21 protein-coding genes are annotated in these 23,410 nt (G+C 63.0%); 12 read left to right on the top strand and 9 right to left on the bottom strand.

Annotated elements, in window-relative coordinates; all coding sequences use genetic code 11:
• Positions 1 to 3: 3 nt before the first annotated feature.
• On the bottom strand, positions 4 to 2,403 hold the full coding sequence (gspD, locus tag OKW41_RS40610; protein WP_429575941.1) for a type II secretion system secretin GspD: 2,400 nt from the start codon (positions 2,401 to 2,403) through the stop codon (positions 4 to 6).
• A gap of 496 nt (positions 2,404 to 2,899) precedes the next feature.
• On the opposite strand from gspD, the gene OKW41_RS40605 reads away from it, so the two are divergent.
• Entirely contained in the window at positions 2,900 to 3,343 is a 444-nt protein-coding gene (locus tag OKW41_RS40605) for a lytic transglycosylase domain-containing protein (protein WP_429575940.1), read from the top strand.
• Between the two features lie 145 nt (positions 3,344 to 3,488).
• Positions 3,489 to 4,829 (top strand): GTP-binding protein, encoded by a 1,341-nt coding sequence (locus OKW41_RS40600; RefSeq protein ID WP_429575939.1) that lies wholly within the window; start codon positions 3,489 to 3,491, stop codon positions 4,827 to 4,829.
• A gap of 99 nt (positions 4,830 to 4,928) precedes the next feature.
• Here OKW41_RS40600 and OKW41_RS40595 read toward each other — a convergent pair whose 3' ends face one another.
• Positions 4,929 to 5,207 (bottom strand): HU family DNA-binding protein, encoded by a 279-nt coding sequence (locus tag OKW41_RS40595; protein WP_018418891.1) that lies wholly within the window; start codon positions 5,205 to 5,207, stop codon positions 4,929 to 4,931.
• Between the two features lie 18 nt (positions 5,208 to 5,225).
• Complete coding sequence (locus OKW41_RS40590; protein WP_090802341.1) at positions 5,226 to 5,423, bottom strand: hypothetical protein; 198 nt, start codon at positions 5,421 to 5,423, stop codon at positions 5,226 to 5,228.
• 229 nt (positions 5,424 to 5,652) lie between these two features.
• On the opposite strand from OKW41_RS40590, the gene mnmC reads away from it, so the two are divergent.
• The 7 genes from mnmC (at position 5,653) to OKW41_RS40555 (ending at position 15,015) form a co-directional block, all read left to right on the top strand.
• Positions 5,653 to 7,620: a bifunctional tRNA (5-methylaminomethyl-2-thiouridine)(34)-methyltransferase MnmD/FAD-dependent 5-carboxymethylaminomethyl-2-thiouridine(34) oxidoreductase MnmC gene (gene mnmC, locus OKW41_RS40585; protein ID WP_429575938.1), complete on the top strand. Its 1,968-nt coding sequence runs from the start codon at positions 5,653 to 5,655 to the stop codon at positions 7,618 to 7,620.
• A gap of 950 nt (positions 7,621 to 8,570) precedes the next feature.
• A complete protein-coding gene (locus tag OKW41_RS40580; RefSeq protein ID WP_429575937.1) occupies positions 8,571 to 9,776 on the top strand; it encodes a cation:proton antiporter in 1,206 nt (401 codons plus the stop codon).
• An 87-nt stretch (positions 9,777 to 9,863) separates the two neighbouring features.
• Entirely contained in the window at positions 9,864 to 10,979 is a 1,116-nt protein-coding gene (locus tag OKW41_RS40575; protein ID WP_429453782.1) for a YbdK family carboxylate-amine ligase, read from the top strand.
• 572 nt (positions 10,980 to 11,551) lie between these two features.
• On the top strand, positions 11,552 to 12,190 hold the full coding sequence (locus OKW41_RS40570; protein WP_429575936.1) for a MarR family winged helix-turn-helix transcriptional regulator: 639 nt from the start codon (positions 11,552 to 11,554) through the stop codon (positions 12,188 to 12,190).
• 142 nt (positions 12,191 to 12,332) lie between these two features.
• Complete coding sequence (locus OKW41_RS40565; RefSeq protein ID WP_429575935.1) at positions 12,333 to 13,046, top strand: glutamine amidotransferase; 714 nt, start codon at positions 12,333 to 12,335, stop codon at positions 13,044 to 13,046.
• A 109-nt stretch (positions 13,047 to 13,155) separates the two neighbouring features.
• Positions 13,156 to 14,268: an NADH:flavin oxidoreductase/NADH oxidase gene (locus OKW41_RS40560; protein ID WP_429453785.1), complete on the top strand. Its 1,113-nt coding sequence runs from the start codon at positions 13,156 to 13,158 to the stop codon at positions 14,266 to 14,268.
• Between the two features lie 213 nt (positions 14,269 to 14,481).
• On the top strand, positions 14,482 to 15,015 hold the full coding sequence (locus OKW41_RS40555; RefSeq protein ID WP_018418882.1) for an SET domain-containing protein: 534 nt from the start codon (positions 14,482 to 14,484) through the stop codon (positions 15,013 to 15,015).
• Positions 15,016 to 15,098: 83 nt separating this feature from the next.
• Here OKW41_RS40555 and OKW41_RS40550 read toward each other — a convergent pair whose 3' ends face one another.
• Both OKW41_RS40550 and OKW41_RS40545 read right to left on the bottom strand, forming a co-directional pair.
• On the bottom strand, positions 15,099 to 16,613 hold the full coding sequence (locus OKW41_RS40550; protein WP_429575934.1) for a sensor histidine kinase: 1,515 nt from the start codon (positions 16,611 to 16,613) through the stop codon (positions 15,099 to 15,101).
• 167 nt (positions 16,614 to 16,780) lie between these two features.
• Positions 16,781 to 17,467: a response regulator gene (locus OKW41_RS40545; protein ID WP_013090980.1), complete on the bottom strand. Its 687-nt coding sequence runs from the start codon at positions 17,465 to 17,467 to the stop codon at positions 16,781 to 16,783.
• A gap of 149 nt (positions 17,468 to 17,616) precedes the next feature.
• On the opposite strand from OKW41_RS40545, the gene OKW41_RS40540 reads away from it, so the two are divergent.
• Positions 17,617 to 17,841 carry a DUF3717 domain-containing protein gene (locus OKW41_RS40540; protein ID WP_090802357.1) on the top strand — a complete coding sequence of 75 codons (225 nt, stop codon included), beginning with the start codon at positions 17,617 to 17,619 and terminating at the stop codon, positions 17,839 to 17,841.
• Between the two features lie 104 nt (positions 17,842 to 17,945).
• Here the strand turns inward: OKW41_RS40540 and OKW41_RS40535 are convergent, their stop codons facing one another.
• A complete protein-coding gene (locus OKW41_RS40535) occupies positions 17,946 to 18,272 on the bottom strand; it encodes a 4a-hydroxytetrahydrobiopterin dehydratase (protein WP_429576547.1) in 327 nt (108 codons plus the stop codon).
• A gap of 80 nt (positions 18,273 to 18,352) precedes the next feature.
• Positions 18,353 to 19,243, bottom strand: a complete 891-nt coding sequence (gene phhA, locus OKW41_RS40530) for a phenylalanine 4-monooxygenase (RefSeq protein WP_429575933.1) — start codon at positions 19,241 to 19,243, stop codon at positions 18,353 to 18,355.
• 147 nt (positions 19,244 to 19,390) lie between these two features.
• Between phhA and OKW41_RS40525 the strand changes: the two genes are divergently transcribed.
• The gene (locus tag OKW41_RS40525; protein WP_026225524.1) at positions 19,391 to 19,882 is read left to right on the top strand and encodes an Lrp/AsnC family transcriptional regulator; all 492 of its coding nucleotides are present in this window, start codon (positions 19,391 to 19,393) and stop codon (positions 19,880 to 19,882) included.
• A gap of 86 nt (positions 19,883 to 19,968) precedes the next feature.
• Here OKW41_RS40525 and OKW41_RS40520 read toward each other — a convergent pair whose 3' ends face one another.
• Together OKW41_RS40520 and OKW41_RS40515 are read right to left on the bottom strand one after the other, a co-directional pair.
• Positions 19,969 to 20,505, bottom strand: a complete 537-nt coding sequence (locus OKW41_RS40520; RefSeq protein ID WP_018418876.1) for a class IV adenylate cyclase — start codon at positions 20,503 to 20,505, stop codon at positions 19,969 to 19,971.
• 236 nt (positions 20,506 to 20,741) lie between these two features.
• Positions 20,742 to 21,641, bottom strand: coding sequence for a LysR family transcriptional regulator (locus tag OKW41_RS40515; protein ID WP_429575932.1), 900 nt, complete (start codon positions 21,639 to 21,641; stop codon positions 20,742 to 20,744).
• A gap of 145 nt (positions 21,642 to 21,786) precedes the next feature.
• Between OKW41_RS40515 and OKW41_RS40510 the strand changes: the two genes are divergently transcribed.
• On the top strand, positions 21,787 to 23,340 hold the full coding sequence (locus OKW41_RS40510; protein WP_429575931.1) for a CoA-acylating methylmalonate-semialdehyde dehydrogenase: 1,554 nt from the start codon (positions 21,787 to 21,789) through the stop codon (positions 23,338 to 23,340).
• Positions 23,341 to 23,410 lie beyond the last annotated feature (70 nt).

Raw genomic sequence — 23,410 nt, 5'->3', positions numbered from 1 at the left:
GCGTCACGGACGCGCTCCCGGCGATACCGTACTCGGCACCACGCCGCTGGCCGGATCGACGACCGCCGGTTGCGGCACGGTTTGCGGCATCGTTTGCGGCACAGGTTGCGTCGTGGGCTGCGCGTTGGCTTGCGGCACGGCCTGCGGCGGTACCTGTTGAGGCACCTGTTGCGGTGCCTGCTGCGGCATCATCTGCTGACGGCGCATCTGGTTCAGATCGAACAGGTTCAGCGCCGGCACACCGCCCTGGCTCGGGCCGAGCGGCATCGGCGGCAAGACCGGATCGTCGTGATCCTTCATGATGTTGTTGTCCGAACGGTACGCACCCTGCATGCCCTGGACGTAGTCGTAGCGGTTCGCCGTGACGGCCTGGGTGGTGTCGTGATCGGCGAGAATGACCGGGCGCAGGAATACCATCAGGTTAGTCTTGTCGCGCGTCTTTTGCTCGGAGCGGAACAGCTGGCCCAGCCACGGAATGTCGCCGAGCAGCGGCACCTTGCTGTTGCTGACCTGGTAGTTGTCCTGCATCAGGCCGCCGAGCACGATGATCTCGCCGTTATCGCACAGCACGGTCGACTGGATCGAACGCTTCGTGAATTCCGGGCCCGCCGGGTTCGTCGCCGCGTTGTTCGTACCGTTCACGATCGCCGAATCTTCCGTGTAAAGCTGCAGCTTCAGGATGCCGCCGTCGGTAATCTGCGGCTTCACGTGCAGCGTCAGACCGACGTCGACACGGTCGAACGTGTTGAACGCCGCGCTCGTCGTGCCGCTCGTCAGGTTCGAGTACGAACCGGTCTGGATCGGCACGTTGGTACCGACGATAATCTTCGCTTCTTCGTTGTCGAGCGTGATCAGGTTCGGCGTGGACAGCACGTTCGCGTCGGCGGTCTGCGACAGCGCCTGCAGCAGCGCGCCGAGACCCTGCACGCCGAAAATGTTGTGGATCCAGCCAACGTTCAGGCCCTGTTGCAAGTTCTGGGCGCCCAGTGCCGTAGCGAGACCGCCGGTCGAGCCGGCAGCGGCCGCGGCCGCCGTCAGGTTGACGATGCTGTTGCCCGAGCCAGTCGACAGGTTGGTACCGGCATACAAGTTACCGTTCGCGACCTGCCACTGAATCCCGAGGTTGCCGGCGGTATTCGAGTTCAGCTCGACGAGCAGCGCCTCGATATACACCTGCGCGCGACGTGCATCGAGCTGGTCGATCACCGCGCGCAAGTTGCGGTACGTCGCTTCGGGCGCCGTGATGATCAGCGAGTTGGTTGCGGGATCGGCCGTGATCATGCCGCCGCCCTGGTCTTCGCTCTTCTCCTTCTCTCCGCCGAGAAAGCCGCCACTACTACTATTCGAGCCCGAGGCGCCACCGCCCAACGGCGAGTTCATCGAGCTGCCGCCGAGTCCGCCTGACGGCAACGGTGGCGTGCCCGATGTGCCCGTCGAATTGCTGGCGTTCGACAGACCGCCGCCGCCACCACCACCACCACCACTGCTGTTCTGGTTGAACGAGTTCGCCTCGTTCGAGCCGCCCGACGAGCCTTCGCCGCCGCCCTTGCCGAGCATGTTGCGCAGCGTGCGCGCGAGCTTGGTCGCGTCCGCGTTGCGCAGCGGCACGACGTGAATGTTGCCCGGCATCGTGGTCGGCACGTCGAGCTGTTTCGCGAGCTCCTTTGCCGCCGCGAGACGTGCGGTGTTCGACGCGCGCATCAGTAGCGAGTTGGTGCGCGGATCCGACGCGATCGACACCTTCAGCGTCGCGTCCGTACTGCCTATCGAGCCCGGATCGAGCATCTTGTTCATCTGCTGCGCGATGTCGATCGCATTCGCATTCTTCAGCGGCACGACCGCCACCGACTGGCCTGCCGCGCTATCGATGCCCGCGATGATCTGCGCGATGCGCCGCACGTTGTCGGCGTAGTCGGTGACGACGATCGTATTGTTGGCGGGGTAGGCCGCGACGGTGTTGTTCGGCGAAATCAGCGGACGCAGTACCGGCAGCAGGTTGTTGGCCGATTCGTTCCTCAGCGTGAAGACCTGCGTGACGACCTGGTCGCCGCGCGCCGTCGGCGCGTTGCCGACGTAGGTCGGCACGCCTTGCAGCTTGGCGTCGGCCTCGGGCACCACTTTCAGCACGCCGTGATCCTGCACGAGCGCGAAGCCCTGCATGCGCAGCGCGGACTGCAGGGTTTTGAGCGCCTGATCCTCGGGTACCGCGTTTTCGGACACGAGGTTCAGTTGCCCCTTCACCCGCGGATCGACGATGATCGTCTTGCCGGTCGCCGCGCCGATCGCCTTGGCGACCTGGTCGATGTCGGCGTTGACGAAGTTGAGTGTCACCTCTGCCTGTGCTGTCTGCGCGGTGATCAGTCCAGCCACCAGCAGCGCCGTTGCCACGCGACGCAAAGCCATACAATTTCTTCTCATGGAATGTGATATCGATGCCGGCAGCCTCTGCCACCGACGGTCATGCGATGCGGACCTGGCAGCAAGCTACCGCCCGGTCGGTCTGTGAGCCGGCCCCAAAAGCGAGTTTCGCTTCGAGCTCCAGCGTCCCGACGTCCGAAAAAAACGAACAGTAACAGCTTTTCATGTCGGATTTGAAACAAAACAATGGGCCTCATGCGAATCCTTAGGGATCGCAGGGTTGTTATTAAATTGAAAGCTAACCGGCACCGTACACAGACGCCATTACCCGGCTTTGTACGGTCTTATGTCGGTTAGCCAACTTGACGAAGGTCGGACTGCCGGTATGATACGAGCCGTTCGACTCACTGCTACGTGTTTGCTGACGCGGGTTTTCCCCGATGCTCGACAAATGCCCGGCCAGCTTGCCGTTGCGGCCGAAACGCGGCCGGCAAACTGCCTTACCGATTCTTACCTCGGGTTTATCCAGTCCTGTTGACCGATGAAACGTCCGCTCGTCACCGTCGCCGCCATGCTCGCGCTGCTCGTCGCAGCCGGCTCCGCGCGCGCCGACTGCTTCGACGAAGCGGCGAAGTATCAGAAGGTCAACCCATTGATTTTACGGGCTATCGCGTGGCAGGAGTCGCACAACCGGCCGGATGCGCAGCACAAGAACGCGAACGGCTCGACCGACTACGGTGTGATGCAGATCAATTCGGTGCATCTGCCGGTGCTCGCCAAGTACGGGATCTCGCAGGGCACGCTGATGGAGCCGTGCAAGAACGTTTATATCGCGGCGTGGCATCTGCGCCGCCAGATGAACAGATACGGCAATACCTGGCAGGCGGTCGGAGCATACCACTCTGAGACGCCGGCGTTGCGGGACAAATACGCGCAACAGATCGCCGCGATTCTGCGCAGCTGGAAGTTGATGCCCGCGCGGTAGGCTTCTCCAGCGCTGTCGCTCGCGCAGGCCGCGCCCGTTTTAATGCACAATGCGGCTTCATGCTGCTGTCGCGCCGTCGCAGCGACGCCGACCATTTGGCCCCGCCCCCGGCACGCCTTTCAATCCTCCCGTATTCCGTACCGCGATGAACCAGCCGCTATTGCCCATCACCGTGCTCTCCGGTTTTCTGGGCGCCGGCAAGACCACGCTCCTGAATCACATCCTCGCGAATCGCGCCGGTTTGCGCGTCGCCGCGATCGTCGACGATCTCGCCGCGGTCAATATCGACCCGACGCTCGTGCGCCAGGCCGCCGACCTGTGGAGCGTCGACGAGCAGGTCGTTGAACTCAAGAACGGTTGTATCTGCTGCACGCTGCGCGACGAGCTGCAAAACGAAATCCGTCGCCTCGCCGGCGAAAATCGCTTCGACGCGATCGTGATCGAATCGAGCGGCATCGCCGAGCCGATGTCGAGTGCCGAAACCATTACATTCGAGGGCCACGAAGGCGCGTCGCTCGGCGACGTCGCGCGGCTCGATACGATGGTCACGATCGTCGATGCGTTCAACTTCCTGCGCGATTATGCGTCGGCCGACGCGCTCGCCGAACGCGGCATCACAGTCGACGAAGACGACGACCGTACGATCGTCGAATTGCTGATCGAGCAGATCGAGTTTTGTGACGTGCTCGTCGTGAACAAGATCGATCTCGTCAGCGCCGACGAGCTAGCGCGTTTGCAGCGCATCCTCGCCCGCCTGAACCCGCGCGCGGTGCAGCTCGTGAGCCGCTTCGCCGACGTGCCGCTCGACCAGATCGTGAACACCCGACGCTTCGATTTCGACGAAGCGTCGAATGCGCCGGGCTGGCTCGCGGCACTCGAGCACGAGCACGGCGGTCAACACGGCCACATGCATCGCAGCGAAGCCGACGAATACGGCGTCGGCCATTTCGTCTATCGCGCACGCCGGCCGTTTCATCCGCAGCGGCTGTGGGAGCTGCTGCATCGGGAGTGGAAGGGCGTACTGCGTAGCAAGGGATTCTTCTGGCTCGCGACGCGCAACGATATCGGCGGTTCGCTATCGCAGGCCGGTGGCGCTTGCCGGCACGGTCCGGCGGGCATGTGGTGGGCCGCGCAGGATCGCAGCGAATGGCCGGCAGGCGACGACGAGCTGGCCGCCGAAATCGCCGCCGACTGGTACGGCGCGCCGGACGATACCAGCATCGGCGATCGTCGTCAGGAGTTCGTGCTGATCGGCGTGGATATCGACCCCGCCATCTGGCGCGCGAAGTTCGACGCCTGTCTGCTCACCGACGACGAATACGCGCTCGGGCCGCAAGCCTGGCAGCAGTTCCCTGATCCGTTCCCGGCGTGGGAGTTCGACGACCACGATCATGATCATGATCGCGGCCATCATCATCACGGGCACGGCGACGACTGCGAACATTACGGACATGACCACGGCGAGAACGCGCATCGTCATGACTGAACGAAGCACGTCCCGCGCTTGAACCATATGCATGGACGAAAAAAAACCCGCCACTGGCGGGTTTTTCTCGCGGGTGTCAACTGCCCGGCAGGAATCTGCCTAGCGCTTGTTGACCGAGTCCTTGAACGCCTTGCCTGCCGTGAATTTGACTGTCTTGGCAGCCGGGATCTTGATAGTTTCGCCGGTCTTCGGATTACGACCCGTACGCGCTGCGCGCTTGCCCGAACCAAAGCTACCGAAGCCGATCAACTGGACCGCCTCACCCTTCGACACAGACTTCTTGATCACTTCAAGCAACGTGTCCAGCGTTTCACCGGTTTGAGCTTTGCTGGCGCCCGTCTGTCCTGCGACAGCGTCGATCAGTTCCTGTTTGTTCATTAAGGTTCCTTTCTGAGTTTAGGTTGATACGAACAGCGCGACCGCGCCGATTATACGTGCGCGCACCGCGCCGTCGAGCAGCTGCGGCCCTGATCCTGAAGATCTCCCGCGCCGGACAAAACCCTGTTCGGCGGCCGTGCTGCCGCTCCCTTCGCGGCGCTTGCTATGATAGCGCAGCGCAAACCCAATCAGGATAAGGGTTTCGAGGAATTGCACGGTTTTCGGGCCGTTCTTGCAAGGAAATCGAAGTTTTGCCCCTCAGCACCCCCTAAACGAGGGCTGAAACCCAGTCCTGGCGGGGGTTAGCGTTGGTTTTTGCCAACGCAGCAAAGCGTCCGAATGCGTCCTGATGGGTCTTTTACGCCGACTCGCGCGCAGCGCGCGCCGGCTCGAACCATCGAACCCGCTCTTTCGAGCGACTTTTGAGCGTGTTTTCCCGTCGCGCATGACCGATCCGCTGATCCCCGCCGTCCTCGCTTTCCGCGACAACGGCAGCCCCTTTTCACCACACTACGACGACATCTATCACAGCGCCGTCGGCGCGCTCGAGCAGGCTCACTACGTCTTTCTGCGTGGCAACGAATTGCCCGAAAGATGGCAGAGCCGCCGTACGTTCACCGTGCTCGAAACCGGCTTTGGCATCGGCATCAACTTTCTCGTCACGTGGGCCGCATGGCGCGCCGATCCGGCTCGCTGCGAGCGGCTGCATTTCGTGTCGACCGAAAAGCATCCGTTTAGCGCCGCCGATCTGCGCCGCGTTCACGCAACGACGATCTCCGATCCGCTGATCGCCGGGCTCGCGGACACGCTCGGGAACGCTTGGCCGATGCTCGTGCCCGGCACGCACCGGCTCGAATTCGAAGGCGGCCGCGTCGTGCTGACGTTGATCTTTGCCGATGCGCTCGACAGCCTGCCCACATTGCGGCTGCGTGCCGATGCGTTCTATCTGGATGGCTTTGCGCCCGCGAAAAATCCAGAGCTGTGGAGCCAGGCGATCTTCAAGGCGCTCGCGCGCGTCGCGGGCGATGACGCGACCTTCTCCACCTATAGCAGCGCGGGCGACGTCAAACGCGCATTGACGCAATGCGGCTTCGAGTATCGCAAGGTCGACGGCTTCGGCTGGAAACGCGCGATGCTGGTCGGTCGCTTCGCGCCGCGCTGGCGTGTGCGCCGTTATGAGCCGCCCGCGCCGTTCGGGCACGACGAACGACACGCGGTCGTGATCGGTGCGGGACTGGCCGGCTGCGCGGTAATCGAGCGGCTTGCGGCGCGCGGCTGGCGCGTGACTTCGCTCGAGCGGCATGCGTCGGTTGCACAAGATGCGTCTGGCAATCCAGCCGGCGTATTCCACCCAATGATTTCGCGCGACGACAGCGTCGCGTCGCGCGTCACGCGGGCGGGCTTTCTGTACGCGCTCAATCGTTGGGCAGCGCTCGAAAGTGCAGGGCATCGGCTCGCGCGCGGCGATCGCGGTCTGCTGCAGATCGCCGCGGACGACGACGAGGCGCGCGCAATCGGCGAGGCCATCGGTGCGTTCCGCTATCCGTCCGACTACGTGACGCCGGTGTGCGCGTCCGATGCCGAGCGACTCGCCGGCGTGCCGCTCGCGCGTGGCGGCTGGTTCTTTCCGCGCGGCGGCTGGATCGATCCGGCTTCGCTGTGCGCGGCGCAATTCGCATCGGCAGGCGGCTTGCTCGAACGACGCTTCGGTGTCGACGTCGCGCGGCTCGAACGTTCCGGCGATCAGTGGACCGTCTTCGATATTGCGGGAAAGGTAGTCGCGCGAGCGCCGGTCGTGATCGTCGCTGGTGCGCATGAAGCTGCGCGCATCGCTGGCTTGCGTCATGCGCCGACACGCAGCATTCGTGGTCAGTTGAGCTTGCTGCCGGCGGGTACCGTCGCGCCGCTTGCGCTGCCGGTGATCGGCGAGGGCTACGCCGTGCCGCTCGCGAACGGTGTCACGCTGACAGGCGCGACCTATGAACTCGACGACCCCGACACGTCGCTGCGCGCGGACGGTCATCGCGAGAATATCGAGCGCGTCGCGCAGATGTTGCCGTCGTTCGCAAGCGCACTCGATGCCGCGCCGCTGACCTCGCTCGCCGGACGCGTTGCGTTTCGCTGCGTGACCTCGGATCGCATGCCGATGATCGGCCAGTTCGCCGACGAAGCCGCTGCCGCCCGCGATGCTGCCCGCCTGCGCGGCGCATGGCCGCTCGATCTGCCGCGCCTCGACGGTCTGTACGGCGCATTCGCTTATGGTTCTCGCGGGCTGGTGTGGGCCGCGCTCGGCGCTGAACTGATCGCCTCGCAGATCGAAGGCGAGCCGTGGCCGCTCGAACGCGATCTCGCCGAAGACATCGACCCTGGGCGTTTTCTGCTGCGGTCCTTGCGACAGGGAACGATCGGTTAAACGGCTTCGACCATTGCGAAGTTATCTCTGCGCCCGGCACGTTAACTCCGCCCGCCCTGTAAACCAGGTTAACCAGGGCTCCGGCTTATCCACTGCGACCTGTGGATAACCGCGCGATTAACCGGCGCAAGTCGTGTGGAACCGTTGTGGACGTAAACGGGGTAACTGGGACATCGCGAAAAAGTGCGAAAAGTTGCTCGCGTATACCGGCAGCCGCCGCACATGCAGTGCATCCGGTTATGCGGCCGGGAACTCGATGATTTGTTTCGGTAAACATAGGTTATCCACAGAAACCAAGGCAGCTTGTTAACTGTTACTACGTATACATACGGTAAACCAGTAAACAGCAAAGACGGAGGCTAACGCCCCGCCCATCGGGCTAGCTGAATTTCGTTCGAGATCGCGTAAACCGGATCGCTCGACGCACTGCGTTAACGTCAAAACCGCGCCTCGAAATCACCGAAGTAGCGGTAACGCCCGGGAGCGGATTCGCCGTTCGCGACGTGGTCGAAACTAACGCGATACCTCAAAAAAAGGTCGCTTTTTCCGTTCACTGGGAAAATAACGTTCTTTTTTACCGTTTTGCCTGCGAGTTAACGTCTTTTCGGTCAACCCGGAAAAAGCTATGGCACAATCCCCGTTTTTCCGCGTCGTGCCACAGCAACTGACGGCACGCGCAGCAATGGAACGGTGCCGGTCAAACAGAATCTGATTCAAGGTCGACGGCGTTCCTTCAGCGTGCCTGTTGCTACTGCCGCATCCCGTGTATGTGCCCGACTCCGTGCGGTTCTTCGCGGCCCTGGCGCATTCCGATCATCCGATCATTGAAACCTCGCAACGCTGATTTCGCGAAGCGCTTGCGACAACGTGCGCTCCCGGTGCGCTCGTGACGGCGTGCGTGTGCGCCGGTTCGTGTCGTCTGCCGTTGCTGCCAAGGAGAACCCATTACGATGAATTCGGCGTTTTCGTTTTTGCCAGCGTGGCCGCTTTCGCCCGACGCCATTTTCTGGGCGGGTCTTGCATTGCTTGCCGCCGGTTTGTGCGGCGAGCTTTGCTATCGCGCGTGGCGTTTACCGCGCATTTCCGGCTATGCGGTGATCGGACTCGTGGCCGGCGCGGCAGGCTTTGGCGTGATCGATGCGGATTCCGCGAGCGCCGCGCGGCCGCTGCTCGACGTCGCGCTCGGCCTGTTGCTGTTCGAACTCGGCAGCCGGCTCGATCTGCGCTGGATCCGCCGTAATCCGTGGCTGATTCTGTCGAGCGTCGCCGAAGCCACGCTGACTTTCGTGCTGGTGCTGCCCGTGTTGCTGTTTCTGCACGTGCCGCTGATGGTCGCGACCGTACTCGCCGCGATCGCGATGGCGACATCGCCCGCGATGGTGATCCAGCTCAAAACCGAACTACGCGCGGAAGGCCAGGTCACGCAGCGTCTTCTGACCTTGACCGCGCTGAACAGCATGTACGCGGTCGTGATCGAAAAGCTCGTGTCGAGCTGGCTGCATCAGGAGGTTTACGGCAACGTGTTCGCGACCATCCTGCAGCCGTTGTACCTGCTGGTCGGCTCGCTCGTGCTCGCGTATCTGCTCGCGCGCACGTGCACGTTCTTCTATCGGCGCCTGAACATGCAGGACGAGCATTCGTTCGTGGCGCTGTTCGGTCTCGTGTTGCTCGCGATCGCGATCGCGCATCTGTTCAAGCTGTCGACGATTCTCGCGCTGCTCGCCGCGGGCATCATCGTGAAGAATCACGAAGTGCGTCCGCAGTTGTGGCCAGAGCATTTCGGCACTGCGGGCTGGCTGCTGACGGTGATCCTGTTCGTGCTGACGCTGACATCGTTCGAATGGAAGCACATCGCGTTGGGCGGAGTCGCCGCGCTGGGTCTGATCGTTGCTCGCCTCGTCGCGAAGCTGGTCGGCGTGCTGGCGTTCGCGAAGCCGAGCGGTCTGAACTTGAAGCAGGGCATCGCGCTCGGCCTGTCCTTGTCACCGATGTCGGCGCTCGCGTATCTGCTCGTCGACGACACGTACAACCTGTATCCGAACTTCGAACCGCAGCTGCGCGCGATCGTCATGTGTTCGATTTTCGTGCTGCAGATTCTCGGGCCGTGGCTCGTCTATCGCAGCCTCGCGCTCGTCGCCGAGCGGCGCGAGGGGTAAGCGTGAAACGCGCGTGGGCTGCCATGCGCGTTTCACGAACCCGTCTTTCAATTCCTTCGCCTCAAACGACCTGACTCAGGGGACGCCATGTCACTCGAACCCTTCATCGACTCGAAACCGTTCACGTTCGGTATCGAGCTCGAAATGCAGATCGTCAATACGCACGACTATGATCTGACCAAAGCCGGCACGGATCTGCTGCGCCTCATCAAGGACGAAAAAATCCCCGGCAATATCACGCCGGAAATCACCGAAAGCATGATCGAGCTGTCGACCGGCATCTGCACGTCGCACGAACAGGCGGTCACCGATCTGCGCAAGATTCGCGACACGCTGGTGTCCGCGGCCGATCATCTGAACGTCGGTCTGTGCGGTGGCGGCACCCATGCTTTCCAGCAATGGAGCGAGCGGCAGATCGTCGATACGCCGCGCTTTCAGTATATTTCCGAGCTATACGGCTATCTCGCGAAGCAGTTCACCGTGTTCGGCCAGCACGTGCACATCGGTTGCCCGAATCCGAACAGCGCGCTGTATCTCCTGCATTCGATGTCGCGCTTCATCCCGCATTTCATTGCGCTGTCCGCGTCGTCGCCTTTCGTACAGGGCGTCGATACCGGATTTCATTCGGCACGACTGAATTCCGTGTTCGCGTTTCCGCTGTCGGGCCGCGCGCCGTTCGTGCTGACGTGGGACAGCTTCGAGGAGTATTTCTCGAAGATGGTCCACACGGGCGTGGTCAACAGCATGAAGGATTTCTACTGGGATATCCGTCCGAAGCCGGGCTTCGGCACGATTGAGGTCCGCGTGATGGATACGCCGTTTTCGGTGGATCGCGCCGCGGCGATCGCCTGCTACATCCAGACGCTCTCGCGTCATTTGTTGCTCGATAAGCCGATCATGCCGCAGGAAGACGACTATCTGGTCTACACGTTCAACCGTTTCGAAGCCTGCCGCTTCGGACTCGGTGGCACCTGCATCAATCCGCAAACCGGTGAACGCAAGACGATTTCCGAAGATATTCTCGAAACGCTCGAACAGATCGGACCGCATGCGGAAGCGCTCGGCTCGGTGAATGCGCTGGCCGAAGTCGGCGCGATCGCGCGCGGTCAGGTCAACGACGCGACGTGGCTGCGCAGTGTGTTTGCGCAGGAAAAGTCCTTACATGAAGCGGTTCGCCAGCAGTGTCTGCAATGGCGCGCCTAGTCGCGAAGACTTCATGAAACCGTTTGCGTGCGCCAGGTACGCGACGTTCCGACGAAACCCGCCGCGTGCGGGTTTTTTTTTCGTAAGAAAATTTTTATGGTTTTTCGCGCGCGCAACCCTTCAGATTTTTCGAAAGTTTACGTATACCAGCGTAGTAGTCGTAAGCAGGCATTGCCAAAGGCTGTGGACAACTGAATAATTTCCTGCAAAGTCAATGCGCTGGGGAAATGATAACTGGACTCGTAAAGCGGGCTCCCGGCCACGCCTGGCAAGCGCAACCGAGGAAACGTTCAGCACGCTGCAAGTGCTTGTTGCAAAACGGTACACAGGCTGTCCAAACGTTTTCCCCTGCTTATCCACAGCTCGCGTTGGATAAGTTAGCTGTACGATTAGCCGCTGTCGCATAGAATGTCGTTTTTCGCCGCCTTCGGCTTCCAAGACGGTGTATTTTTGAGATAGTACAAACGGTTTCATCCGCGGTTGGACGAAGCGACCCCACACACGCAACGGGTGTACTCCGGCAGGCAGCCGCCGGCATTGCACCAAAGCGGTAAATAAACGAATCGAAGATTATGAGCGAAGGCGTATACGGAGAACAGGCAGCCGGGCGAGTGACCCACAGCCTCTTGCGATTGAGCACGGCGATGCGAAGCCAGGCTTGGGAATGGGCGGAAGGCGCGGGCCTTACGCCGACCCAGGGCGAGATTCTCGTGCTGTTGATGCAACGTAAGGGGCCGATGCGTCTCGGCGAAATCGCGCGTGAAACGGCGCTGACTGCCGCGACCACCAGCGATGCGGTCAGCACGCTCGAGACCAAGGGCCTCGTCGAAAAGCGTCGCGCACTCGACGACGGTCGCGCGCTCGCGGTACGTCTGACCTCGCGTGGCCGCACCGCTGCCAAACGCGCCGCGCAATGGCCGGACTTCCTCTCGAAGGCGGTCGGCACGCTGCGCGACGACGAGCAGTCCGTGTTCTATCGCACGCTGCTCAAGACCATCTATCAGCTCGAAGCGCAAGACACGATTCCGTCGCATCGTATGTGCCTGAGCTGCACGCATTTCCAGCCGAGCAAGAATCCGAAGAAGACGCCGCATCACTGCGCGCTGCTCGACCTGAACATGTTGGACACCGATGTGCGTCTCGACTGCTCCGTGCATGAAACGGCGGACGTCGCCACCCGGAAGAAGACCTGGAAGATCTTCGCCCAATAAGCGGCGTCTTCCTGGGCAATCCGCTAACATGGCCTGGCCGGCGACGGCGGGCGGTATGCGCCGCCTGCTTGCCGGCTGGTGCCGTGCAAGGATAAAGTCGCTGGCGGCAAGTCGTTAGTCAACCTGAAGATAGGGCAGGCCGATGAATCGGGAAGTACTCGCCATCCGCCATGTGCACTTCGAGGATCTGGGCAGTCTCGAGCTCGTGCTCGGCGAGCGCGGGCGTCCGGTCCGTTATCTCGATGTGGGCGTTGCCCGTATCGAGGCGCCCAATCCGGTTGCCGCGTCGCTGATGGTCGTGCTGGGCGGCCCCATCAGCGCTACCGACGACGCGCTGTACCCCACGCTCGCGCCGCTGTTGTCGTTGATCGAAAAACGCATCGCGGCCGGTCTGCCGACACTCGGTATCTGCCTTGGCGCACAACTGATCGCGCGGGCGCTCGGTGCGCGCGTCTACCCCGCGGCTCAGGCCGAACTCGGCTGGACGCCGCTCATGCTGACCGATGCCGGCCGCGCCTCGCCGCTGCGTCATCTCGATGGCGCTCATACCTCGATGCTGCATTGGCACGGCGACACCTTCGATCTGCCAGCCAACGCGACCCGTCTGGCATCGACTCCGGCTTGCGAGAATCAGGCCTTCGCATGGGGCGATCACGTACTGGGCTTGCAGTGTCATCCCGAGATCCGCACCGATCGGTTCGAACCTTGGCTGATAGGGAATGCAAACGAACTCTCGGGCCACGGCATCGACGCGCGTCGGTTGCGCGCCGACACCGGCCGATACGGTCCCGTGCTCGAAGCCGCCGCGTGCCGCATGTTCGGCGAATGGCTCGATCGCGTCGAGACGCAAGCCTGAATGGCTAGCCGAATGGCGACGTAAGCGGCCAGCCAGGTGCCACGTTCATGCAGTAAACCGCGTGCGGTGCTATCCTCGATCGCTCTCGGGCTTTCACTGGGCGTAATCCATGAGCGCGCTTTTCTCTCCGCTCACGCTGCGTAGCGTGACGCTTCCCAATCGTATCGTCGTCTCCCCAATGTGCCAGTACTCCGCCGAACGCGGCGAAGCGACCGCCTGGCACATGATTCACCTCGGCGGTCTCGCGCTGTCCGGCGCGGGCATGCTGTGCATCGAAGCAACCGCCGTCGAGCCGGACGGGCGCATCACCCCCGGCGATCTCGGCTTGTGGGACGACGCGACCGAAGAGGCGCTCGTGCCGGTGCTGGCCGCGATCCGCAAGCATTCGCACGTCAACGTGACGATGCAACTGGCGCACGCGGGCCGCAAGGCATCGAGCCACGTGCCGTGGGAAGGCGGCCAGCTGATTTCGGTGTCGCAAGGCGGGTGGCTGCCGCATGCGCCGTCGGCGCTGCCGCACAAGCCGGGCGAGGAGCCGCCGCTCGCGCTCGATGTCGTCGGCCTGAACCGGATTCGCGAGGCGTTCGCCGCGTCCGCGCGGCGCGCCGCGCGTCTTGGCATCGATGCGCTCGAAGTGCATGCCGCCCATGGCTATCTGCTGCATCAGTTCCTGTCGCCGATCGCCAATCAGCGCACCGACGACTACGGCGGCTCGCTCGAAAGCCGCATGCGTTTTCCGCTCGAAATCTTCGACATCGTGCGTGCCGCATTTCCTGCCGACAAACCGGTCGGCGTGCGCGTGTCGGCGACGGACTGGGTCGAAGGCGGCTGGACGCTCGAAGACACGATCGCGTTTGCACACGAGCTGGAAAAGCGCGGCTGCGACTGGATCGACGTGTCATCGGGTGGTGTCTCCCCGCTGCAGAAGATTCCGCTCGAGCCGGGCTATCAGATTCCGTTCGCGAAGGCGGTCAAGCACGCGACCGGTCTGACGACGATCGGCGTCGGACTCATCACTGATCCGCTGCACGCCGAGCAGCTGATCGAAGCGGGCGATGCGGATCTGATCGCGCTGGCTCGCGCGCTGCTCTATAACCCGCGCTGGCCGTGGCATGCCGCCGCTAACCTCGGTGCGACCGTCGAAGCGCCGCCGCAGTACTGGCGTTCACAACCGCGTGAGCAGAAAGCGCTGTTCGGCGACATTTCGTTTGGTCAACGGTGACGCCCGTCGCATGTTGAACGAACGCATTGGCTGACGGTTGAAGGAAGCCGTGGACAGCGTGTAGGATGCCGGTTGTGGCGCGGTGCGCGTCGCAAGTCGATGCGGCGCTTTCAGGGCGCCGCGTTTGCTATTCGCGTCAGAAAAAAGCCGCGCGCACGACGCGCCTGACGATTGCCAGACTTGATTCCCCAGTTCTTCACAAGGATTCATTCAATGAATTCACGCAGGATCGCCGTGCGCCGTTCGGGTGTGCACGGCAAAGGCGTGTTTGCTCTCGAACCGATCGCGGCCGGCGAGCGACTGATCGAATACAAGGGCGAGCGGATTACCTGGAAAGAAGCGTTGCGCCGCCATCCGCATAATCCGGCTGAACCGAATCACACGTTTTATTTCGCGCTGGATAACGGCAAGGTCATCGACGGCAAGGTGAACGGCAATAGCGCGCGCTGGATCAATCATTCATGCGCGCCGAACTGCGAAGCCGAGGAAATCGACGGACACGTGTACGTGCATGCGCTGCGCGATATCGCGGAGGGCGAGGAAGTCTTTTACGACTATGGCCTCGTGATCGACGCGCGTCAGACGAAAAAGCTGAAAAAAGAATACGAATGCCGCTGCGGCGCGCGCAAGTGCCGTGGCACGATGCTGGCGCCGCCGCAGAAGGGCAAGGGCGGCGGCAAGTCGGGTAAAGGCGCCGACAAGGGGGAAAAGTCGAGCAAATCGGCGAAGAAATCGAAGAAGAAATGAGCCGCGGGCCGGTGCGCGGCGGTAGCTGTCTGCGCTGATCGAAGCGCTGAGGCGAACGCCGCCGCGGCAGCCGGGCAAACCTTCTACAAATCGACCGGCGCCGAGTGCGCCGGTTTTTTCGTGGCGCGCCGTGCGTTGGCATCGTTGGCGGTGGCAGCGCCTGCGGACGCACCGGGCGGCAGCAACGGAATCCTCACGATAAAGCGTGCGCCGCCCTCCGGGGCGTCCTCGTAATGCACGCTGCCATGATGCAGCACCATGATGTCGTGGACGATCGCGAGGCCCAGACCCGCGCCGCTGTCGACGCCCGCCTCGGTCTGCCCGTCGCCGCGGAAGAATCGCTTGAACAGATCCGCCTGCTGCGAACGCGGCACGCCCGGCCCGTTGTCTTCGACGACGATCTCGGCCATGCGCAGATCGTCGATCAGCGTCTGCGAAACTGTGACCGTGATACGCCCGCCGTCGGCCCGCGAAGGCGGTACATACTTCAGCGCGTTATCGAGCAGATTCGCGATCACTTCATGGAGCAGCACAGGGTTGCCGCGTGCCATCAGCGGGTCATCGTTCGACGGATCGTCGAGGCGCTGGAAGCCGAGGTCCACGTGTACCGGTAGCGCGCGCGGCACCCATTCGGCGCCGGTGTCGAACGCGAGCGCGGCCATGTCGACATTGACGAAGCGGGCCGCCTGTTCGCCCGGCTCGGCGCGCGCGAGCGACAGCAATTGATTCGACAGCCGCACGGCGCGATCGGCCGCGGCGCGCAGTTCGCGCACGGCAGCGAGCGTCTGCTGCGGATCGCGTGCGACGACCGCCTGCTCCGCATGCAGCTTCACGGCGGTGAGCGGCGTGCGCAGCTGATGCGCGGCATCGGCGATGAATTTACGTTGCGCATCGAGGGCGGCTTTCAGACGATCGAGCAACGCGTTCAGCGCGCCCGTCAGCGGACGGATCTCGACCGGCACATAGGTTTCGTCGACCGGCTCGAGCGACGTGTGCGTTTGCCGGTTCAGCGAATCGGCGAGCGCCGTCAGCGGATTGAGCTGCTGATTGACGACGCGCCACACGATCACCCAGCCGGCTAGCAGCAGGAGCAATAACGGCATCATGATCGCGATGAGGAACTCGGCGGCGATGCGGAAGCGGTGATGCACGGGCTGGCCGACTTCGACGACGATCGGATTACCGCTCGGCTGATCGACGCGCACCTGAGCGACCCGCACGGTCACGCCTTCGTGCTGCGTCTCGAACACGTACGCGTAATGCATGCGGCGCACGTTGGTGCCTTGCAGCGGCAGATTGTGGTCGCCGGCGATTTCGGTGTCGCCGGTGCTGATCCGGTAGACCAGATGTTCGACCGGGTCGGAGAACATCGCCTGCGCGAGCGGCGGCACCGTGATCGGCGCTTCCGGTCCGGCAATCTGGATCTGTTTGGAGATCGCGGTCGCGAGATCCGCGAGCGAACGGTCGACCACGTGCTGCGTGTACTGCCATGCGAGCCAGTAAGCGATCAGGCCGCTCATCAGCGCGAGCAGCGACAGGGGAGCAGCGAGGCGCCGCAGCAGCGTGCGGCGCAGACTATTGGCGGCCGGCTGGTGCATGATCGAACGCGCGGGAAAGTTGTGACTGCGGTGGCAACTGCGGTAGTAATGGCGCGCGGCGCCTTGAGACGGTCCGGGGCCCGGCACAACGCGCTGCGGGCACAGCCGATGCGCGGCGCCGCTCCGGCGCCGTCAGGCCGCGACGCAAGGCGCGGCCTTCACGACGATTATGCGGCCTGGCGAATTTCCTGCAACAGGTAGCCAAAGCCACGCACGGTGACGATTTCGACACGGCAGTTCTCGAGCTTCTTGCGCACGCGGTGCACGTAGACTTCGATCGCGGTATCGCCGAGGTCGCCGCCGAAGTGTGTCAGATGATCCTGTAGTTGCGCCTTGCTGACGACGCGGCCGTGACGCAGCAGCAGCATTTCGAGCACCGCGAATTCGCGCGGCGACAGTTCGAGCGGTTTGTCGTCGTTGAAGATGCGGCGGTCGACGCCCGACAGCCGCACGCCGCCCAGCGACACTTCCGGACGCGGCATGTCACCGTGCGGACCGCTGCGGCGCATCACCGCGCGAATACGCGCTTCGAGCTCGGCCGGCTCGAACGGCTTCAGCATGTAGTCGTCCGCGCCCGAGTTCAGGCCTTGCACGCGGTCGTTCAGTTCGTCGCGCGCGGTCAGGATGATCACCGGCGTGTGACGGTTGCTCTGGCGGAAACGCGACAGCAGCGTCATGCCGTCGATGCCCGGCAGACCCAGATCGAGGATCACGAGTTCGTGGCGATTTTGCGTGAGGGCCTGCTCGGCAAAGATGCCGTCATGGACCATGTCGACGGTGAAGCCGGCTTGTTCGAGACTGCTTTGGATGCCGCGTGCGATGGGGCGGTCATCTTCGATCAGAAGGAGTCGCATGGATTTCGCTCAATTACAATGGGGTTAGGCGCTTGGGCAAGCGGTTCGCCGGGGCGCCTGCTACACAGCCAGCGTGCGAAGCGGCGGCAGACGCGCCACGAAGCAGCTGTCGAGCCGGATCGAAGCACCGTGCCAGCCATCACGAAGTCATGTCCGAGATCAGCATTCACGAACTGGAAGCCGCGATCAACTTCTGGCGCACCCGCTCACCCTCAAGCGGCGACGAACACGTTCTGTGCAAGGAGGCAAGCGCGCTCTCCAAGCCGTATGCGCTGCTGATTGTACAGCGTCAGCAGTCGCTATCACTCGATCGTTTCGACCCGATTGCAAGGCAGGCCTGGGAAGCTTACGTTCAACTTAAGAATAGCCTGTAGAACTGAAGGTTTGCCTAGGGAATTGCCTGCATTGTCCTTTCATGGTCGCCTGATTACGCGGCGAGTTATGCATAAACACGCATAAAAGCCCATAATTATTTGTATTACGTAGTAATACCGTCGATGAATGCGGCAAGCGCGATGTCGCGTTCGGTCACGCCGTTCGCTTCATGGGTGGAGAGCGTGATGTCGACCTTGTTGTACACGTTGGACCACTCGGGATGGTGGTCCATCTCCTGCGCCTTGATCGCGACACGCGTCATGAAGCCGAAGGCCTCGTTGAAGTCGGCGAACTCGAACGCGCGGCGAATCGCATCACGCTCAGCCACGCTTTGCCAGCGATCCAGTTTCGCCAGTTGCTGGGTTCGCTCGTCGGAAGTCAGTTTCTGAATCATGGTGTTACCTCGCTCGTCGAACTCGCTTGCCGGCAGGCGGACGAATCCGTCATTTTTTCATGGTTGCGCAACGCTCGCCGCACGCTGGGCCGGATCGGTTTGCGATGGCTTTTCGTTCAAACGTCGCTGCCGGTGTTCCAACCCTCGCGGGTTCCACGCGTAATCACGCAGTCGCCGTCGAACACGTCGCCCGCAGCGCAGGCAGGTGCGTTGGCGAGCTTCGTCAGCAGCGGCGCGAAGTCGGTTTGCGCGACGTGGAAAAGTTGCGCGAAGTCATCGATGACGAAATAGGTTTGTTGGAACGTATCGATGCGATAACGCGTGCGCATCACGCGTTCCAGCGCGAAGCCGAGTCGGTTCGGCGCCGCGCTTCGCTGGCTATGCAGCGTCTCCGCCTTGCTCGAAACGACGCCCGCGCCATAGATCCTCACGCCGTTCGGACTCGCGTCATCGCGGATCAGCCCGAACTCCACTGCGTACCAATAGAGCCGCGCGAGCAGCGGCAGCGCGCCCGCGTCATTGGCAGCGAGCGCGGCGCGGCCGTACGCGTGCATGTAGTCGGCGAACACCGGATCGATCAACAACGGCACATGGCCGAACAGATCGTGAAAACAGTCGGGCTCTTGCAGGTAGTCGAGCTGGTTGGGGCGGCGCATCCACCACGTGACCGGAAAGCGGCGATTCGCCAGATGCTCGAAAAATGCCTGATCCGGTACGAGGCCAGGCACCGCGACGATGCGCCAGCCGGTTGCGGGCGTGAGCTTCGCGTTGATGTCTTCGAACGACGGCACGCGCTCTGACGGCAGGCCGATGCGCTCGACGCCCGCGAGGAATTCATCGCACGCACGGCCTTCGAGCAAGGCTGTTTGGCGCGCGTACAGTTGTCGCCAGACCGCATGGTCGACCGTGCCGTAGCGCTCAAGCGGCTGATCGATCGTGAAGTCGGCGCGGGTCTCGAGACCGGCGTCGAACTGTTCCTTGAGTTTGGCGGTGCTGGCGGTGGACATGGCGAGGCTGCTGTAAGACAAATTGCATGAAATTGGTGTATGCGAGTGTAGAGCGGAGAACGTGCGGAAGGGGCGCAAGTGTCGCGTATGAGCGGTTTGATATGCGATAATCGTGTGTTAAATTACCAATTAATGCGGGATTTCACCATGCTTGAACTCGACCACTTCGATCTCGCGCTGCTCGACGTGCTGCAGCGCTTCGGCCGCGCCACGCATCAGCAGTTGGCGGAGCAGGTGCCGCTGTCGCCGTCGCAGATCGGGCGACGCCTGCAACGGCTGGAACAGGTCGGCGTGGTGGATGGCTATCGCGTCGTGCTGCGGCCCGAAAAGCTTGGGCTCGGCGTCACCGCTTTCACGAGCCTGAAGCTGAAGCATCACGGCGATTCGATCATCGAGCAGTTTCAGCAGCAGATCGACGTGCTGCCCGAAGTGCTCGAATGTCACGCGGTCGTCGGCGATGCCGACTATCTGCTGCGCATCGTCGCGCCGGATCTGAATTACCTGTCGACCTTCGTGATGAAGAAGCTGATGCGCGTGCCGGGTGTCGATAGCGTGCGCTCGAATATCGTGCTGACCACGTTCAAGCGCAATGGGCCGTTGCCGCTCGGGCATCTGGCGCCGGGGGCGGCGGCGGTTTGAGGGTTCGAAGCCGTTGCCGGCAGTGCCGACTGACAGAAAGAGGGAGCCGCGCATGCCTTGCCGCGGCCCCTGCGGTGACGGGATCTCTATGCCGCCCGCTTCGGCTCGTCGTCGGCATTCAGCAGATCGACATACGCGACCGGCACCAGATCCGCTTCCGATACGCCAAGGCTCTTGAACATCGCTTGTGCTTCCGCGTGGCCGCCTTCTTCGTCGTCGTCCTGCGCGAGCACCACTTCGAGTTCGACGAAATCGCCGAGACCATCGACGCGATCCAGATGAATCCGCGTGCGCCCGCTCAGATATACGTGCCGCTCTTTCGAGACGATGCCGCGCGTGGTCAGCGCGGTCGCGAGCAGCGCATGCATCGCTTCGGGATTCGTCACCGGACTGCGCGTGTAGTACGACGCCTTCGGGCCGTCGCGGTCGTCGCGCTGATAGAAGATCAGCTCGGCCGGCGTGCCGTCGTCGAACTGGCGCAGCTTCAGGCGGCCGCGCGGCACGTCGTAGAAAAAGTCCTGCTGGCGGAAGATCAGCGGCGCGTCCGTCGCGAGCTGTGCGGCGCGCTCGCGCAGTTGGTCGAAATGCTGGGCGCGGGCTTTGATTTCGATGTTGCGTGCCATGTCAGGCTCCTGTGGATGGGGGAAGTGACCGACGGCTCCGGAGTTGCTGGTATTGCCGGGCGGAGGCCGCCGGGAAGGACGAAGCCAGGCGGAACGGAAAGCTGCGAGGGCGCTGCGCGAGCGCAAACCGACAATCTAGCAAAAACTTCGTGACGGAGCGGTTTCAGCTCGGCGGGCAAGTGGGAGAGGGCGGGCATTAGCGAGACTCATATCGCAACGCGTCAGACCGTCCCCGCTCAAATCGCCCACTGCTGTTCGATCAGCTTCAACGCCGCCGCGATCGCGGGCTCGTCCTTGCGCTCGTCGAGCGTGATGAAGCTCAGCTGCGTCGGCACCGTTATGCCATCGACGATCGTCAGCGCGTGCGCATGCGCCTCGGCGATCGCGGTTGCGTCGCGCGCAAGCGTGAGACCGACGCCCGATTTGACCAGATCGAGCATCGACGGCTCCTGGTCCACCTCGGCCACCTTGACCGGCTTCACACCGGCTGCGCCGAAACAGCGCGACAGCAGCCGGTTGTGCGCGGACGCCGGCGGCGTCCAGATCCACGGCAGCGCCGCGAGCGAGCGCCAGTCCCGCGCACCCTTCACGCGATCTTTCCAGCCCGCCGGCGCGAGCACGCGATACTGGAAATGCGTGAGCGTGACCGCGTGAAACGTGGCGCCGTCGCGCGTGTCGTCGTCGGCGGGCAGGCCAATGTAATAGCCGACGTCGAGCTCGCCCGCGCGAATCTGTTCGCGCACCCAGCCCGACATGCCGTGGCGCAGCGCGGTTTCGATCTGCGGCCAGGTCTCGACGAGCTGCTTCAGGAAACCGCCGAGGCGCAAAAACTCGGGGTCGAGAATGGTGCCGATGCGCAGGCGCCCGCGTACTTCCTGGCGCAGCGTCTGCGCCGCCCGCTGCACGTCGGCTGCCGCGCCGAGCGCGCGTTCGGCATGCGGCAGCAGCGCCTGGCCGTCGCGTGTCAGCGCGAGCCCGTGCGAAGTCCGCGTGAACAGCGTCACGCCGAGCGTCTCCTGCAAGTGCTTGATTTGCAGGCTGACGGCAGGTTGGGTCAGATGCAGTTGCACCGCGGCACGCGTAAGGTTGCCCTCGCGTGCGACGGTGACGAAGGCCCTAAGGAGAGTCAGATCCATATGCTGATATTAGCGCGGCTTATAGCGCAGTTGAGCATTACTCATTGGATTTGTCGCTCGTAAGGGCCGTACGCTTGGTGTTCAGCACGCTTGTGCGCGCGGCATCGAGCGCGAAGCGGAAGATTTCACAGGAAAGAGGAACGAGATGAGCGAGACATATTCCGACGCAACCGCGCAGGACGAAGCCGCACGCAGCGCGGCGAGTGCACGCGCGCTGAGCCATTTCATCAACGGCAAGACGGTCGAAGGCACGAGCGGGCGCTTCGGCGACGTCTTCAATCCGGCGCTCGGCAGCGTCAGCGCGCGCGTGCCGCTCGCGAGCGTCGCCGAGGTGGACGCCACGGTCGCTGCCGCCAAAGCCGCGTTTCCCGCCTGGAGCGAAACCGCGCCGATCAAACGCGCGCGGGTGCTGTTCAAGTTCAAGGAACTGCTCGACCGTCATCACGATGAGCTCGCGGAGCTGATCACGCGCGAGCACGGCAAGGTATTTTCCGACGCCAAGGGCGAGGTGATGCGCGGCATCGAGATCGTCGAATTCGCGTGCGGCATCCCGAATCTGCTGAAGACCGATTTCACCGATCAGATTGGCGGCGGCATCGACAACTGGAATCTGCGGCAGCCGCTCGGCGTGGTCGCGGGCATCACGCCGTTCAATTTCCCGATGATGGTGCCGTGCTGGATGTTCCCCGTCGCGCTCGCGTGCGGCAACACCTTCGTGCTGAAACCGTCCGAACGCGATCCGTCCGCGTCGAACCGGCTCGCCGAACTGCTGAAGGAAGCGGGCCTGCCGGACGGCGTGTTCAACGTCGTGCACGGCGACAAGGTCGCGGTCGACGCGCTGCTCGTGCATCCGGAAGTCAGCGCGCTGTCGTTCGTCGGCTCGACGCCGATCGCCGAATACATCTACACCGAAGGCACGAAGCACGGCAAGCGCGTGCAGGCGTTGGGCGGTGCCAAGAATCACCTCGTCGTCATGCCCGACGCCGATCTCGACCAGGCCGTCGACGCCCTGATCGGCGCCGCCTACGGCTCGGCCGGCGAGCGCTGCATGGCGATTTCGGTGGCGGTCGCGGTGGGGCATATCGCCGATGAGCTGATCGAGCGTCTGACGCCGCGCGTGAATAGCCTGAAGATCCTCAACGGCATGGAAGCGGCGGCCGAGATGGGGCCGCTCGTCACCGGCGCGCATCGCGACAAGGTGCTCGGCTATATCGACGCTGGCGTCGCCGCGGGCGCGAAGCTCGTCGTCGATGGGCGCGGTCATCAGGTCGCTGGGCACGAGAAGGGTTTCTTCCTCGGCGGCACGCTGTTCGACGACGTGTCGCCCGACATGAAGATCTACCGCGAGGAGATATTCGGACCGGTGCTATGCGTCGTGCGCGTGCCCGACTTCGCCTCCGCAGTCGAACTGATCAACGCGAATCAGTTTGCGAACGGCGTGTCGCTGTTCACGTCCGACGGCGGCATTGCGCGCGCGTTTTCCCGGCAGATCGAGATCGGCATGGTCGGCATCAACGTGCCGATTCCGGTGCCGATGGCCTGGCATTCGTTCGGCGGCTGGAAGAAGTCGCTGTTCGGCGATCATCATGCGTACGGCGAGGAAGGCGTGCGGTTTTACACGCGCTACAAGAGCATCATGCAGCGCTGGCCTGACAGCATCGCGAAGGGCGCCGAATTCACGATGCCGGTCGCCAAATAAGCTGGCGGCTTTGCGCGGCATCAAGTCGGCAAGCGCGCGAGGAAAACAATAACAGCGCTTCGCGGCGCAC

This window comes from Paraburkholderia sp. UCT70, from assembly GCF_050434085.1.
GTDB classification, from domain to species: Bacteria; Pseudomonadota; Gammaproteobacteria; order Burkholderiales; family Burkholderiaceae; genus Paraburkholderia; species Paraburkholderia tuberum.
This window is presented reverse-complemented; position numbering and strand designations above follow the sequence as displayed.

Coding starts and splice junctions, on each gene's coding strand:
- gspD (WP_429575941.1), bottom strand. CDS start 2,403: ATGGCTTTGCGTCGCGTGGCAACGGCGCTGCTGGTGGCTGGACTGATC.
- OKW41_RS40605 (WP_429575940.1), top strand. CDS start 2,900: ATGAAACGTCCGCTCGTCACCGTCGCCGCCATGCTCGCGCTGCTCGTC.
- OKW41_RS40600 (WP_429575939.1), top strand. CDS start 3,489: ATGAACCAGCCGCTATTGCCCATCACCGTGCTCTCCGGTTTTCTGGGC.
- OKW41_RS40595 (WP_018418891.1), bottom strand. CDS start 5,207: ATGAACAAACAGGAACTGATCGACGCTGTCGCAGGACAGACGGGCGCC.
- mnmC (WP_429575938.1), top strand. CDS start 5,653: ATGACCGATCCGCTGATCCCCGCCGTCCTCGCTTTCCGCGACAACGGC.
- OKW41_RS40580 (WP_429575937.1), top strand. CDS start 8,571: ATGAATTCGGCGTTTTCGTTTTTGCCAGCGTGGCCGCTTTCGCCCGAC.
- OKW41_RS40575 (WP_429453782.1), top strand. CDS start 9,864: ATGTCACTCGAACCCTTCATCGACTCGAAACCGTTCACGTTCGGTATC.
- OKW41_RS40570 (WP_429575936.1), top strand. CDS start 11,552: ATGAGCGAAGGCGTATACGGAGAACAGGCAGCCGGGCGAGTGACCCAC.
- OKW41_RS40565 (WP_429575935.1), top strand. CDS start 12,333: ATGAATCGGGAAGTACTCGCCATCCGCCATGTGCACTTCGAGGATCTG.
- OKW41_RS40560 (WP_429453785.1), top strand. CDS start 13,156: ATGAGCGCGCTTTTCTCTCCGCTCACGCTGCGTAGCGTGACGCTTCCC.
- OKW41_RS40555 (WP_018418882.1), top strand. CDS start 14,482: ATGAATTCACGCAGGATCGCCGTGCGCCGTTCGGGTGTGCACGGCAAA.
- OKW41_RS40550 (WP_429575934.1), bottom strand. CDS start 16,613: ATGCACCAGCCGGCCGCCAATAGTCTGCGCCGCACGCTGCTGCGGCGC.
- OKW41_RS40545 (WP_013090980.1), bottom strand. CDS start 17,467: ATGCGACTCCTTCTGATCGAAGATGACCGCCCCATCGCACGCGGCATC.
- OKW41_RS40540 (WP_090802357.1), top strand. CDS start 17,617: ATGTCCGAGATCAGCATTCACGAACTGGAAGCCGCGATCAACTTCTGG.
- phhA (WP_429575933.1), bottom strand. CDS start 19,243: ATGTCCACCGCCAGCACCGCCAAACTCAAGGAACAGTTCGACGCCGGT.
- OKW41_RS40525 (WP_026225524.1), top strand. CDS start 19,391: ATGCTTGAACTCGACCACTTCGATCTCGCGCTGCTCGACGTGCTGCAG.
- OKW41_RS40520 (WP_018418876.1), bottom strand. CDS start 20,505: ATGGCACGCAACATCGAAATCAAAGCCCGCGCCCAGCATTTCGACCAA.
- OKW41_RS40515 (WP_429575932.1), bottom strand. CDS start 21,641: ATGGATCTGACTCTCCTTAGGGCCTTCGTCACCGTCGCACGCGAGGGC.
- OKW41_RS40510 (WP_429575931.1), top strand. CDS start 21,787: ATGAGCGAGACATATTCCGACGCAACCGCGCAGGACGAAGCCGCACGC.